The organism is uncultured Microbacterium sp. (assembly GCF_963521645.1).
Lineage (GTDB): Bacteria > Actinomycetota > Actinomycetes > Actinomycetales > Microbacteriaceae > Microbacterium.
Genome location: NZ_CAUQVQ010000026.1, coordinates 1 through 12,996 on the forward strand (window position 1 = coordinate 1; position 12,996 = coordinate 12,996).

The following is a 12,996-nucleotide window of genomic DNA, read 5'->3' on the forward strand; positions in this document are numbered from 1 at the left end:
TCATCGAGGACGGCCTCATCGAGGGCGACTTCGACGACGACGACCACGCCGCGCTGTCTCACGACGCGCTGTCTCACGCCGAGAGCTCCGCAGAGGTGTCATCCGAGACGGCGGCTGAAGAGTCCGTCGACCACGACGCGAGCGGTGACGAGACGGAGCCGTCCATCGACGACGAGGTGCGCGAGCTTCTCGGCGAGACGGAGCACGACGGTGACCAGCACGAGGGCGAGCAGCACGACAGCCCTGAACAGGGCGAGGCCCGCGCTGCATCCGACCCCTCTGAGGAGGCGTAGTGGGGCTGTTCTCCAAGAAGCCGGTGACGCGGACTCCTCTCGACGGGGTGGATGCCGTGCTGGCCGACCTCGACGGGGTCGTCTACGCGGGCCCCGGCGCGCTGCCCTATGCGGTGGAGAGCCTGAACGCCGCCGCGGCGACCGCACGGCTCGGCTACATCACCAACAATGCCTCGCGCACCGACGCCTCGGTCGCCGAGCACCTCACGGGTCTCGGACTCGACGTCGCGCCGGCCGATGTGATCACCAGCCCGCAGGCCGCGATGCGACTGCTCGCCGGGATCGTGCCGCCGCCGGCCACCCTTCTGATCGTCGGCGGGGCCGGTCTCGTCGACGAAGCGGAGAAGGCGGGCTACACCGTCACCCGTAGCGCGGAGGACTCCCCGGACGCCGTCGTGCAGGGCTTCGCGCCCGAGGTCGCCTGGACCGATCTCGCCGAGGCCGCGTTCGCGCTCAAGATGCCCGAGGATGAGGGCGGGATCCCCTGGATCGCGACCAACACCGACTGGACGATCCCACGCGAGCGGGGCGTGGCACCCGGCAACGGCACTCTCGTATCCGCCGTGCACACGGCGGTCGGTCGACTCGCCACTGTCGCGGGCAAACCCGAAGTGCCCATCTTCGATGAAGCGACCGAGCGGTTCGGCGCGAAGAAGCCGCTGTTCATCGGCGACCGGCTCGACACCGACATCCTCGGGGCCGTCCGCGCCGGAATCGACTCGGCACTCGTGCTGACCGGCATCGATCGTCCCAAACATGTGCTCGCCGCGCCCGACGGGTCCCGTCCGACCTACATCCTCAGCGATCTTCGTGAGCTGCACGAGCCATACCCCGAGACGACCGTGAGAGACGGAGTGCATTCCGTGAACGGTGCGTCGGTGCGTGTGGTCGGGGCCGACGTCGAGATCCTCGCTGAGGGGGACTCGCAGATCGACCTCCTTCGCGCGGGAGCGGCGGCGATCTGGGCCTCCGGCACTCCGGTCTTCGTGCTGCGCGTTCCCGAGCGCCTGTACGACGACCCGTTCCACCGGCCCTGAGCGTCCGACTCGAGCGAGCGGCCAGGGCGGTCTCCGCCGTGGCTTCGCCGAGGCATCGGCGCTGCCGCGTACAGTAGAACCGTGAGCGAAGAGACGTCGAATGCGCCGACCGATGGTCTGTGGAGTCGGCTGCGCCTGATCGAAGGGCAGCCTCTCGCTGCCCGCGCAGACGCCTACGCCGCCGTGCACGACGAACTGTCGCGCAGGCTCGACAGCGGTGCGAAGCTCGATCAGCGTGACGCCCCGGGCGCCCGATGACGCGACTCGACGCCGCCCTCGCTGCCCGAGGACTCGCTCGGTCGCGCACCCATGCAGCGACGCTCATCGCGGACGGGCTCGTGAGCATCGACGGCCGACCCGTGATGAAGGCATCGACCTCTGTCGCCGATTCCGCCGAGATCACCGTCGCCGGCGCTGATCACTACGTCGGGCGCGCCGCGCACAAGCTGATCGCAGGCCTCGACGGATTCGATGTCGACGTCGATGGTCGCCTCGCTCTCGACATGGGGGCGTCGACGGGCGGTTTCACCCAGGTGCTGCGCGAGCGCGGGGCCCGCCGTGTGCTGGCCGTCGACGTCGGACACGATCAGCTCGCCGCAGCGGTCGCTGCGGACCCCGGGGTGGTGAGCGTCGAGGGGTACAACGTCCGCTACATGACGCCCGAGAACCTCGCTGCGGCGACCGACGAGTCCGACGCGCCCGATCTCGTCGTCGGCGACCTCTCGTTCATCTCCCTCGAGCTCGTGCTCCCCGCCGTCGCGGGTGTGGCTGCAGCAGGCGCTGACATCATCCTCCTCGTGAAGCCGCAGTTCGAGGTCGGTCGCACTGCGGTCAAGGGCGGTCTGGTGACGGATCCCGCGACTCGAGCGGACGCGGTCGCGCGCACGGTGTGGAGCGCGTGGGACGCGGGGCTCGGGATGCTCGGCATCCTGCCCTCGCCGATCCTCGGCACGCACGGCAACCGGGAGTACCTGGTCCACCTCGCACCGGGTCGTGGCAGCGATCCGTCAGAATGGTCGGACCGCATCAACGCAGTGACAGGGGGACGATGAACGAGCGCAACATCCTGGTCGTCGCCCACGCGGGCCGCGCCGACACGGTCGCCGCCGCGCGACGAGTGGTCGACGCACTGCGGGGCGCGGGTGCGCGACCGGTGCTCGCCACGGACGACAGCGCCGATCTCCGAGGAGTCGACTCGCATTTCGCCGACGTCGACGTGCTGGGGGAGACGGTGCAGCAGGAAGACCTGGAGCTCGCGATCGTCCTCGGCGGCGACGGCACGATCCTGCGTGCAGCGGAACTCGTGCGCGGCTGCTCCGCGCCTGTCCTCGGCATCAACATGGGACACGTGGGGTTCCTCGCGGAGATCGACCGCGACGACATGGACGACGCCGTCCGCCGTGTGATCGCTCGCGACTACGACGTCGAGGAGCGTCTGGCGCTGGCTGTGCGCGTGAAGGATGTCGACGGGAACGTCGTCTACGAGACGTTCGCCCTGAACGAGGCGACCGTCGAGAAGGCCAGCCGTGAGCGGATGATCGAGGTGGTGCTCGAGATCGACGGCCGACCGCTGTCGAGCTTCGGCTGCGACGGCATGGTGATCTCCACCCCCACCGGCTCGACCGCGTACAACTTCTCCGCCGGTGGACCGGTGATCTGGCCGCGCGTCGAAGCCATCGCGGTCGTTCCGCTGTCGGCTCATGCCCTGTTCGCGAAGCCCCTGGTGGTGAGCCCCGACGCCGCGGTGGCGATCGAGATGCTCGAGGGCACATCGGGCAACGGGATCCTGTGGTGCGACGGTCGACGATCGCACGACCTCCCTCCCGGCGCGCGCGTGGTCGTGCGGCGCTCGTCCAGGCCCGTGCGCCTCGCACGTCTGCATCCCACGGAGTTCACCGATCGGCTGGTGCGCAAGTTCCGTCTGCCGGTCGCCGGCTGGCGGGGTCAGGGGGCCACGACATGATCGAGGAGATGCGGCTGCAGGGACTCGGCGTCATCGCCGACGCGGTGCTGCCTCTCGGCGCGGGCTTCACGGCGATCACGGGAGAGACGGGCGCGGGCAAGACCATGGTGGTGACCGGGCTCGGTCTGCTGCTGGGTCAGCGGGCGGATTCGGGCGCCGTGCGCGCAGGAGCGTCGCAGGCGTCGGTGGCCGGAGTGTGGGTCGTGCCGGAGTCCGGTGACGTCGCCGACATCGTGTCGGATGCCGGGGGAGAGCTGGAACCGGCAGGTGCCGGCCTCGCTGAACTCTATGTGTCGCGCACTCTCAACGCCGAAGGACGCAGCCGTGCGAGCGTCGGCGGACGCGCGGCTCCCGCAGGCGTCCTGTCTGCGCTCGCGGAGGAGCTGGTCGTGGTGCACGGGCAGTCCGAGCAGCTGCGGTTGAAGTCCTCGGCCGCCCAGCGCGACGCTCTCGATCGCTTCGGCGGTGCACCGATCGCGGAGGCTCTGGATGCCTACGCCGAGGCTTTCGCCTCATGGCGGGAACTCGACGCCGAGATCACCGACATCACGGAGAATCGCGACCGCCGGGCAGAAGAGGCCGGCCGTCTGCGCGAGGCGCTGGCTCTCATCGAGGCCACGGCTCCCGAACCGGGCGAGGACGCAGAGCTCTCGGCGCGCGCCGAACGCCTCGCCAACGCCGAGGAACTGCGCATCGCCGCGTCGCAGGCGCACGGTGCGCTGTCGAACGAAGAGGGCGACCCCGATGTCACCGCGCTTCTGGCGGAAGCGCGGCGGGTGCTCGAACGAGCATCGGACGCCACGCTGACCGACATCGCCGCGGCGCTCGCCGACATCGGCTACCGAGTGACCGACCTCGCCGCGCAGCTGTCGGCGTACCTCGCCGATCTCGACGAGACGGGACCGCACGAACTCGCGGCCGTCGAGGAGCGCCGTGCCGCTCTCGGCGTGCTGGTGCGCGCTCACGGATCGCTCGAGCAGGCCCTCGACCTCTGGCAGAGCGGCTCGGCGCGACTCGCCGAGCTCGACGACGACGGTGAGCGCCTCGAGAGGCTCGAGGCCGAGCGCGACGCCGCCAGGGCCGAACTCGATCGGCGGGCGCAGACGCTGACGGATGCCCGCACCTCGGCCGCGGTGCGGTTGGGAGCCGCGGTCAGTGAAGAGCTCCACGCCCTCGCTATGCCCGATGCGCGACTCGAGGTCGCGGTGTCCCCGGGGGCCGAGACGAGTCATGGGCGCGATGACGTCGCGATCCTGCTCGCGCCTCACCCCGGCGCAGAGCCCCGGTCGGTGGCGAAGGGGGCCTCCGGAGGGGAGCTCTCGCGTGTGATGCTCGCGATCGAGGTCGTCATCGCCGGCACCGACCCCGTGCCGACATTCGTGTTCGACGAGGTGGACGCAGGGATCGGCGGTGCCGCCGCGATCGAAGTCGGACGACGACTCGCCCGACTCGCAGAGTCGTCGCAGGTCATCGCCGTGACCCACCTGGCGCAGGTCGCGGCGTTCGCGGGCAACCATCTGAGCGTCGTCAAGTCGAATGACGGTGCCGTGACCGCCTCCAGCGTGCGCCGCCTGGACGGCGCAGAACGCGAGGCGGAGATGGCTCGCCTCCTCTCGGGTCTGACCGATTCCGATGCTGCACTCACCCACGCCCGAGAACTTCTCAGCCTCGGCGCCTCCTCGGACTGATAGGATCGAAGCCCGTGATGAACTCTTCTTCTGCGGGGCCCAAGAACGACACGACCAAGCACATCTTCGTGACTGGTGGTGTCGTTTCGTCTTTGGGCAAGGGGCTCACCGCCGCGAGCCTCGGCAACCTCCTCACGGCCCGCGGACTCCGCGTCGTGATGCAGAAGCTCGACCCGTACCTGAACGTCGATCCGGGCACGATGAACCCCTTCCAGCACGGCGAGGTCTTCGTCACGGACGACGGCGCGGAGACCGACCTCGACATCGGCCACTACGAGCGCTTCCTCGACATCAACCTGTCCGAGGCCGCCAACGTCACCACCGGGCAGATCTACTCCCAGGTGATCGCCCGCGAGCGCCGCGGCGAGTACCTGGGCGACACCGTGCAGGTGATCCCGCACATCACGGATGAGATCAAGCGCCGCATGCGCCTGCAGGCCACCGAGGATCCTCGGCCCGACGTGATCATCACCGAGGTCGGGGGCACGGTCGGCGACATCGAGTCGCAGCCGTTCCTCGAGTCCGCACGACAGCTGCGCCATGAGCTCGGACGCGACAGCGTGTTCTTCGTGCACGTCTCCCTGGTCCCGTTCATGGGGGCGTCGGGGGAGCAGAAGACCAAGCCGACGCAGCACTCCGTGGCGGCTCTCCGTCAGGTCGGAATCCAGCCGGACGCCCTGGTGCTGCGCAGCGACCGCCCGGTCAGCGAGAGCAACCGCAACAAGATCGCGCTGATGTGCGACGTCGACGCTGAGGGCGTCATCAACACGGTCGATCTCCCGAGCATCTACGACATCCCTTCGACGCTCAACGATCAGGGCCTGGATTCGTACATCGTGCGCCGCCTCGGCCTCGACGAGAAGGCGGATGACGTCGACTGGTCTCGCTGGAACAAGGTCCTGCACGCGGTGCACAACCCGAAGCACGAGGTCACGATCGGTCTGGTCGGGAAGTACATCGATCTGCCCGACGCGTATCTCTCGGTGACCGAAGCGCTCAAGGCCGGCGGATTCGCACAGGAGACCAAGGTCAACATCCGCTGGATCCCCTCCGACCTCTGCGAGACGCCGGAGGGCGCGAAGGAGCAGCTGGGCACGCTCGACGGCATCTGCGTTCCGGGAGGATTCGGCATCCGCGGCATCGAGGGCAAGCTCGGCGCTCTGAGGTTCGCGCGCGAGCAGGGCATCCCGACTCTCGGCCTGTGCCTCGGCCTGCAGTGCATGGTCATCGAGTACGCCCGCGATGTGGCAGGGATCGACGGTGCCTCGTCGAGCGAGTTCGACCCCGAGACCGCGGCTCCCGTGATCGCGACCATGGCCGAGCAGATCGAGATCCTCGACGGCGGCGATCTCGGCGGGACCATGCGTCTGGGTCTCTACCAGGCCGCCCTCGCCGAGGGCTCTCTGGCCCGCGAGCTGTACGGCACGCCGGAGGCGTCCGAGCGTCACCGCCACCGCTACGAGGTCAACAACGCGTACCGCACCCAGCTCTCCGAGGCGGGTCTGGTGTTCTCCGGTCTCAATCCCGATCTCGACCTCGTCGAGTTCGTCGAGCTGCCGCGCGATGTCCACCCGTACTACATCGCGACCCAGGCCCACCCGGAGCTGCGTTCGCGTCCGACCGATCCGCACCCGCTGTTCCGCGGTCTCGTGGGAGCGGCGATCGAGCGCAACCGGTCGAGCGAGCTGTTCGACGTCGACGCCGCAGATGTCTGAGCCCACGCCGTCATCCGAGGGCACCGCGTCGCTCGCGCCTCTTCGTGACGAGCGGTTCGAGCCGGAGGTGCTCCGCAGCGAGCTCGCGTACCGCGGCGCCGTGTGGAACGTGCGAGACGACCTCGTCCGCTACGGCGAGGGCGAGATCCGCCGGCAGTACGTGGAGCACACCGGAGCAGTGGCGATCGTCGCGCTCGACGACCAGGACCGCGTGCTGCTGATCCAGCAGTACCGGCATCCGATCCGCCACCGCGACTGGGAGCTTCCCGCCGGTCTGCTCGACGTCGTCGACGAGGAGCCGCTCGCGGCAGCCCAGCGCGAACTCGCGGAGGAGGCCGATCTCGTCGCCGAGCACTGGGAGCCCATGGTGTCGTCGTGGACGACCCCGGGCGGCAACGACGAGGTGATCCACCTCTTCCTCGCCACCGGCATCTCGCCGGCTCCCGCCGCGCACGAGCGCGAGGACGAGGAAGCCGACATCCGCGTCGAATGGGTGCCGCTCGACGACGCCGTCGACGCCGTGCTCGACGGACGCATGCGCAACGGCATCCTCACGATCGGAGTGCTCGCGACCGTGCAGCGTCGGCGCACGCGGGGCTGACGTGCAGATCGATCGGGCGCTGGATTCGTACTTGCGCCATGTGACGATCGAGCGCGGCCTCAGCGCGCACACCATTGCGGCGTATCGGCGCGACCTCGGCGGGTACCGCGAGTGGCTGCAGAGCGTCGACATCACGGACACCGGTGAGATCACGCCGACGGTGATCGGCCGGTTCATCGCGGAACGGGCTGCGGCGGATCCCGCGCCTGCGGCGACGAGCCTCGCACGCCTGCAGTCGTCGGTGCGCGGCTGGCACCGGTACCTCGTGAGAGAGGGACTGGAGTCCGACGACCCGAGTGGAAGGCTTCGACCGCCGAAAGCGCCGCGACGCCTGCCCAAAGCGCTCACGATAGATCAGGTCGAGCGGCTGCTGAACGCCCCGTCGCCCGAGGAGCCGATCGGCATCCGTGACCGCGCACTGCTCGAGCTGCTGTACGCCACGGGCGCGCGAGTGTCCGAGGCGGTAGGACTCGATGTCGACGACCTGGCTCACGGCGACGTCCTGCGACTGCGAGGAAAGGGCTCGAAGGAGCGGATCGTGCCGCTCGGGTCGTACGCGCGGCGCGCTCTCGATGCGTATCTCACGCGCGTGCGTCCGCAACTGGCGGCGAAGGGGAGAGCCTCCGCCCGGGTCTTCCTCGGCGCCAGGGGCGCGCCGCTCTCTCGGCAGAGCGCCTGGCTCGTGATCCGTGCCGCCGCCGAGCGCGCGGAGATCACCTCGGAGGTGTCGCCCCACACTCTGCGGCACTCCTTCGCCACGCATCTGCTGCAGGGCGGCGCCGACGTCCGCGTGGTGCAGGAGATGCTGGGCCATGCCTCGGTCGCCACGACCCAGATCTACACGCATGTCTCGGTCGACACGCTCCGGGACGTCTACGCGACGTCCCATCCGAGAGCGCGATAGCCCCATCGGGGAGCCCGCGCCATCATCCTCCGGAGGTATTTTCGTCCGCCATTTGGGGGACGCGGCGATCGAAGCCTTCCCCCTAGGGTTACTCGAGAGCGTCGATCTCTGTGCATCGACGATGAATGGAGTAAGTCATGCGTACCACCGGTCCTCTTGCCGCGCTCGCCGCAACCGCTCTGGTGTTCACACTGGCCGGGTGCTCCGGCGCCGGTGACGACGAGGTCACATATGAGGACTCGCCCTTGAACGAGTACCTGTCCGCAGCGTACGGCGGCGACCTCTCACCGGAGGAGCAGCAGAAGCAGTTCGAGGAGCGGCAGCTGAAGACCGAAGAGCTCATGGCGGAGTGCATGGCCGAAGAGGGGTTCGAGTACACGCCCAACACTCAGAACGGCGGCCTGGTGTTCTCCGACGACGACGTCGAGTGGGAGCCCGAGAAGAAGGACTGGGTCGAGAAGTACGGGTACGGGATCGTCAACAACCCGTACAACGAGATGGGCCAGGAGGAGCAGTCGGGGGAGGAGTACGTCGACCCGAACGCCGAGTACGTCGAGTCGCTCTCCGAGTCGGAGCAGACCGCGTACTACGAGGTCGCATACGGTGTGCCGCCCGAGGAGGACGAGCTCGCCGAGGACGGCAGCTACGAGTACAACTGGGAGGACGCCGGGTGCCAGGGCTGGGCCCAGCATGAGCTCGAAGGGGAGGACCCGTGGCAGTCGGACGAGTTCGCCGATCTCCGCGAGAAGATGACCGAGGTCTTCACCGACGCGCAGGAGTCGCCCGAACTGACGGACCTCAACGCGGAGTGGGCCGCGTGCATGGACGACGCCGGCGAGCCGGGATTCGCGTCTCCGATGGAGGCGCAGCAGTCGATCTCGGATGAGCAGAACGCTCTCTTCGATGCGGCCTACGGCGACGGCACCACCGAGGTCGACGTCGAGTCGCCCGATTTCGTCGACCCGTCCGAGAGCCCCGAGATGGCGGAGATCGGCGAGCGGGAGATCGAGCTCGCACTCGCCGATCTCGAATGCCGGACGTCGCTGTCGTACATGAAGAAGTCGCTGGAGATCCAGTTCGCGATCGAGGAGAAGTTCATCGCGGAGAACAAGGCGGACCTCGAGGCCTTCAAGGCTGCCGCCGAGCAGAACAGCTGACATGAAGGACGACGAGACCCAGACGACCGAACTTCCCGTTGAGCTCCTTCCGGAGCAGACCGACGACGTCGACACCTCCCGCGTGAGCGGATGGCGGCGCATCCTGCGAGGCAACCGCACGCTCTGGATCGTGGCCGCATGCGCCATCGTGAGCCTGGTCGCGGGCCTTCTGGTCGGTCGCTTCCTGATCTCCCCGGCGGAGGCGAGCGAGACACCGGATCCCGGGCTGGTGACGGTTCCGGTCGAGTTCGGTGCACTGAGCAACGACGTGACCCTGCGCGCCGATGTCGGATACGCCGATGCCGTCGAGGTGACGATCGACACCACGAGCGGCGGCAGCATCGTGACCGGATCGGTGCCCGAAGTCGGTGCCACACTGAACCCGCTGTCGATCGCGCTCGAGGTCGTGGGACGCCCGGTCATCGTGCTCCCGGGTGAGCTCCCGGCCTACCGCACGCTGCGTGTGGGGGTCTCCGGACCCGACGTCATACAGCTCAAGCAAGCGCTGGTGAGCATCGGCATCGACGCGGGAGACGTGTCGTCGAATCTGTTCGATCAGCAGACCGCGAACGCGGTCGGTCAGCTGTATGCGCAGGCCGGCTATCCGCTGCCCTCGCCCGAAGAGGGCGCCGAGGACACGGTGCGCGCGGCGGAGGAGGGTGTGCGAGCAGCCCAGAGCGGCGTCGCTCAGGCCGAGCAGGCGCTCGCCGCTGCGGGTGCCGGGCCGTCGAGCCTGGAGACGTGGCAGGCGGATGTGCGTGTGGCGCAGGCCGAGCAGGCCCTCGCCGACGCCAGGAACGGCGCCGAGGGCGCGAACGTGCAGCAGGCGGAATGGGATCTGCAGACCGCGCGTCTCGAGCGCGACCAGCTGTGGGCGGCGCGCGACACCGGGGCGGAGCGGGCGGCGCTCGACGCTGCCCGCCAGCAGGTGGGCGCCGCAGAGGAGTCGCTCGCGGCGGCGCGCGAGAGTGTTCTGCCGTATCTGCCCTCGGGCGAGGTGCTGTTCCTCACGGAGCTGCCCCGGCGCGTCGACGCGGTGAACGTGAAGCGGGGAAGCACCATCTCGGGTGCCGTGATGACGGTCTCGGGAGCCACGGTGCGACTCACGGGAGCGGCCGCCGAAGCCGACGCACAGCTGCTCGAGGCCGGTGCCGAGGGGATCTTCGAGCTCCCCGACGGCACGGAGCACCGAGCCGTGGTCTCCGAGCTCAAGCCCGGCAAGGACGCGAAAGCGCGCTGGGAGGTGCTCTTCGAGCCCGACCCGCTGACGGCGGAGCAGATCGCACAGCTCCAGGGCAACAATGTCCGCGTGCGGATCTCGGTCGGAGCGACCGAGGGCGACGTGCTGTCGGTGCCGCTCGCAGCCCTGACGGCGGGGCCCGGAGGGGAGTCTCGTATCGAGGTCGTTGAGTCGGATCCGCGCGAGGGCGAGGATGCGAAGACGCGGCTTGTCGTCGTCGAGACAGGGCTCGCCGCGAAGGGTGCTGTGGAGGTCACTCCGGTCGAGGGCGAGCTCGACGAAGGCGATCTCGTGGTGGTGGGCAAGTGACCGACGTCGAGACGTCGACCCTCACCGCTGCGTCCGACGCCGACACTCCCGTGCCGCTCGTGGAGCTGCGGGACGTCACGAGGTCGTTCCCCGGTCCGCCTGAGGTGCAGGCGCTCAAAGGCGCGACCCTGTCGGTCGCGCCGGGGGACTACATCTCGATCGTGGGTCCCAGCGGCTCGGGGAAGTCGACGATGCTCAACATCCTCGGTCTCCTCGACCGCCCGAGCGTGGGGGAGTACCGCCTGTCGGGCTCGCTCACGGGCGACCTCTCGGACGACGAGCGAGCCGCGGTGCGCGCCCGGTTCATCGGATTCGTCTTCCAGTCCTTCCACCTCCTCCCGCGGCGCTCCGTGCTCGACAACGTGCTGCTGCCCATGCTCTACAGCGGCGTGCCGCGGCGCGAACGGGAGGAGCGCGCGCGCGAGGCGCTGTCGAGGGTGGGACTCGGGCACCGGATCGACTTCTTCCCCAATTCGCTGTCGGGTGGCGAGCGCCAACGAGTCGCGGTGGCGCGCGCCGTGGTCAGCGGACCCCGACTGCTGCTCGCGGATGAGCCGACGGGAAACCTGGATCAGCGCACATCCGGCGAGGTGATGTCGCTCTTCGAGGAGCTCAACGATGACGGGCTGACGCTCATCGTCATCACGCACGACGACGGCGTCGCACGCAGGGCTCGGCGCTGCATCCGCATCTCCGACGGCAGATTGAGCGAGCTGTGATCGGCGTGCGCGTGCGCCGGCGCCGGGGGAAGGGCGAGGAGCCGCAGGAGACGGCGACGGATGCTGTGGACGCTGCGCTCGTGCCGGCCATCGCTCATGCCGATCGCTTCACCTTCCAGGACCTCGTCGCGGAAGCGACCTCGGACATCGGCTCGCGGCCCGCCCGCCTGGTCATGACGATCCTCGGGACGGTGCTGGGCATCGCCTCCCTCGTGGCGACGATCGGGTTCGCCCAGACGGCCGCCGCACAGATCGCCAGCCAGTTCGACGGAGCAGCGGCGACGCGGGTCGTGGTGACGGCGGCCACGGCGCAGTCGGGATCGCAGAACCAGAGCGTGGCGGCGGGGCGGCTGCCGTGGAACTCGCCCGATCGTGTGGCACAGCTCGCAGGGGTAGAGAGCGCCACGCTGCTCGGCGAGGTCGAGCTGACGGAGGGCGAGACGATCACGGCCGTGCCGGTGAACGACCCGTCGGCCGCGGCGGTCGCATCGCCCCGCCTGTACTCCGCGTCGCCCGATCTGCTCGACACCGCCGAGGGCGGTCTGGTGACGGGTCGGTTCTTCGACGCCGGGCACGATGCCCGCGCAGACCGGGTCGCCGTGCTCGGGCAGAGGGCGGCCGAGCGCATGGGGATCAACCGCGTCGACTCCCAGCCGTCCGTCTTCGTCGGCGGCGTCGCCTACGCGGTCATCGGCATCGTCGACGGCATGGAGAGGCGCAGTGAGCTGCAGGATGCGGTGATCATCCCGATGGGCGCCGCACGAGCGGACTTCGGGCTCGCTGCTCCTTCGGAGCTCGACATCCGCATCGTCGTCGGCGCAGGTCCCCAGGTCGCAGAGCAGGCGGTGCTCGCGCTGCAGCCCGATGACCCCGAGAGCCTCGAGGCCAAGGCTCCGTCGGGCTCATCCGATCTGAGTCAGAGCGTGCAGTCCGATGTGAACGTCGTGTTCCTGATCCTCGGGGTGATCGCACTGCTGGCCGGCGGTCTGGGCATCGCGAACGTCACGCTGCTCTCGGTGATGGAGCGGATCGGCGAGATCGGTCTGCGCCGCGCGCTCGGCGCGACGCGTCGGCAGATCGGCGCGCAGTTCATGGTCGAGTCGATCGTGATCGGCTTCATCGGCGGGCTCATCGGGTCTGCCCTCGGGGTGTTCGCGGTGATCGCGGTCGCGGTGGTGCAGGGGTGGACGCCGGTCACCGACCCGCTGGTCGCGGTCGCCGGCGCGGTCCTGGGCGCCGTGGTCGGGTGGGGGTCGGGGTGGTACCCGGCGCGGCGCGCCGCGCGGGTCGAGCCCGTGGCCGCACTGCGGGGCGGCTGATCTCCCATCTGCGTCCGTGCACCCGGCTGAGCGGCCACGCCGCGCGCCGGG

The 12,996-nt window shown here is 69.4% G+C and carries 12 protein-coding genes and 1 pseudogene; all 13 read left to right on the forward strand.

What is annotated here, in order from left to right:
- Positions 1–293, forward strand: a pseudogene (locus tag RWO82_RS07965) (hypothetical protein); the annotation flags it as partial.
- Positions 293–1,330, forward strand: a complete 1,038-nt coding sequence (locus RWO82_RS07970) for an HAD-IIA family hydrolase (RefSeq protein ID WP_314425441.1) — start codon at positions 293–295, stop codon at positions 1,328–1,330. The pseudogene RWO82_RS07965 and the gene RWO82_RS07970, both read left to right, overlap by 1 nt.
- 81 nt (positions 1,331–1,411) lie before the next feature.
- Entirely contained in the window at positions 1,412–1,588 is a 177-nt protein-coding gene (locus RWO82_RS07975; protein WP_314425444.1) for a hypothetical protein, read from the forward strand.
- A complete protein-coding gene (locus RWO82_RS07980) occupies positions 1,585–2,382 on the forward strand; it encodes a TlyA family RNA methyltransferase (protein ID WP_314425446.1) in 798 nt (265 codons plus the stop codon). The genes RWO82_RS07975 and RWO82_RS07980 overlap by 4 nt, the downstream gene beginning before the upstream one ends.
- Positions 2,379–3,293, forward strand: coding sequence for an NAD kinase (locus tag RWO82_RS07985; protein WP_314425448.1), 915 nt, complete (start codon positions 2,379–2,381; stop codon positions 3,291–3,293). Before RWO82_RS07980 ends, RWO82_RS07985 begins: the two co-directional genes overlap by 4 nt.
- Positions 3,290–4,981, forward strand: coding sequence for a DNA repair protein RecN (gene recN / locus RWO82_RS07990; protein WP_314425450.1), 1,692 nt, complete (start codon positions 3,290–3,292; stop codon positions 4,979–4,981). The genes RWO82_RS07985 and recN overlap by 4 nt, the downstream gene beginning before the upstream one ends.
- 17 nt (positions 4,982–4,998) lie before the next feature.
- Complete coding sequence (locus RWO82_RS07995; RefSeq protein WP_314425453.1) at positions 4,999–6,696, forward strand: CTP synthase; 1,698 nt, start codon at positions 4,999–5,001, stop codon at positions 6,694–6,696.
- Positions 6,689–7,297 carry an NUDIX hydrolase gene (locus RWO82_RS08000; protein WP_314425455.1) on the forward strand — a complete coding sequence of 203 codons (609 nt, stop codon included), beginning with the start codon at positions 6,689–6,691 and terminating at the stop codon, positions 7,295–7,297. Before RWO82_RS07995 ends, RWO82_RS08000 begins: the two co-directional genes overlap by 8 nt.
- A gap of 1 nt (position 7,298) precedes the next feature.
- Complete coding sequence (gene xerD / locus RWO82_RS08005; protein WP_314425457.1) at positions 7,299–8,201, forward strand: site-specific tyrosine recombinase XerD; 903 nt, start codon at positions 7,299–7,301, stop codon at positions 8,199–8,201.
- Between the two features lie 137 nt (positions 8,202–8,338).
- Complete coding sequence (locus RWO82_RS08010; RefSeq protein WP_314425459.1) at positions 8,339–9,358, forward strand: hypothetical protein; 1,020 nt, start codon at positions 8,339–8,341, stop codon at positions 9,356–9,358.
- Position 9,359: 1 nt separating this feature from the next.
- Positions 9,360–10,907, forward strand: a complete 1,548-nt coding sequence (locus RWO82_RS08015) for a hypothetical protein (protein ID WP_314425461.1) — start codon at positions 9,360–9,362, stop codon at positions 10,905–10,907.
- Positions 10,904–11,626 carry an ABC transporter ATP-binding protein gene (locus RWO82_RS08020; protein ID WP_314425464.1) on the forward strand — a complete coding sequence of 241 codons (723 nt, stop codon included), beginning with the start codon at positions 10,904–10,906 and terminating at the stop codon, positions 11,624–11,626. Before RWO82_RS08015 ends, RWO82_RS08020 begins: the two co-directional genes overlap by 4 nt.
- A complete protein-coding gene (locus tag RWO82_RS08025) occupies positions 11,626–12,945 on the forward strand; it encodes an ABC transporter permease (RefSeq protein WP_399540736.1) in 1,320 nt (439 codons plus the stop codon). Before RWO82_RS08020 ends, RWO82_RS08025 begins: the two co-directional genes overlap by 1 nt.
- Positions 12,946–12,996 lie beyond the last annotated feature (51 nt).

Excerpts from the sequence above, each read along its gene's own strand:
- RWO82_RS07995 (WP_314425453.1), top strand. The coding sequence starts at position 4,999 with ATGAACTCTTCTTCTGCGGGGCCCAAGAACGACACGACCAAGCACATC.
- RWO82_RS08015 (WP_314425461.1), top strand. The coding sequence starts at position 9,360 with ATGAAGGACGACGAGACCCAGACGACCGAACTTCCCGTTGAGCTCCTT.
- recN (WP_314425450.1), top strand. The coding sequence starts at position 3,290 with ATGATCGAGGAGATGCGGCTGCAGGGACTCGGCGTCATCGCCGACGCG.
- RWO82_RS08000 (WP_314425455.1), top strand. The coding sequence starts at position 6,689 with ATGTCTGAGCCCACGCCGTCATCCGAGGGCACCGCGTCGCTCGCGCCT.
- RWO82_RS07980 (WP_314425446.1), top strand. The coding sequence starts at position 1,585 with ATGACGCGACTCGACGCCGCCCTCGCTGCCCGAGGACTCGCTCGGTCG.
- RWO82_RS07985 (WP_314425448.1), top strand. The coding sequence starts at position 2,379 with ATGAACGAGCGCAACATCCTGGTCGTCGCCCACGCGGGCCGCGCCGAC.
- RWO82_RS08010 (WP_314425459.1), top strand. The coding sequence starts at position 8,339 with ATGCGTACCACCGGTCCTCTTGCCGCGCTCGCCGCAACCGCTCTGGTG.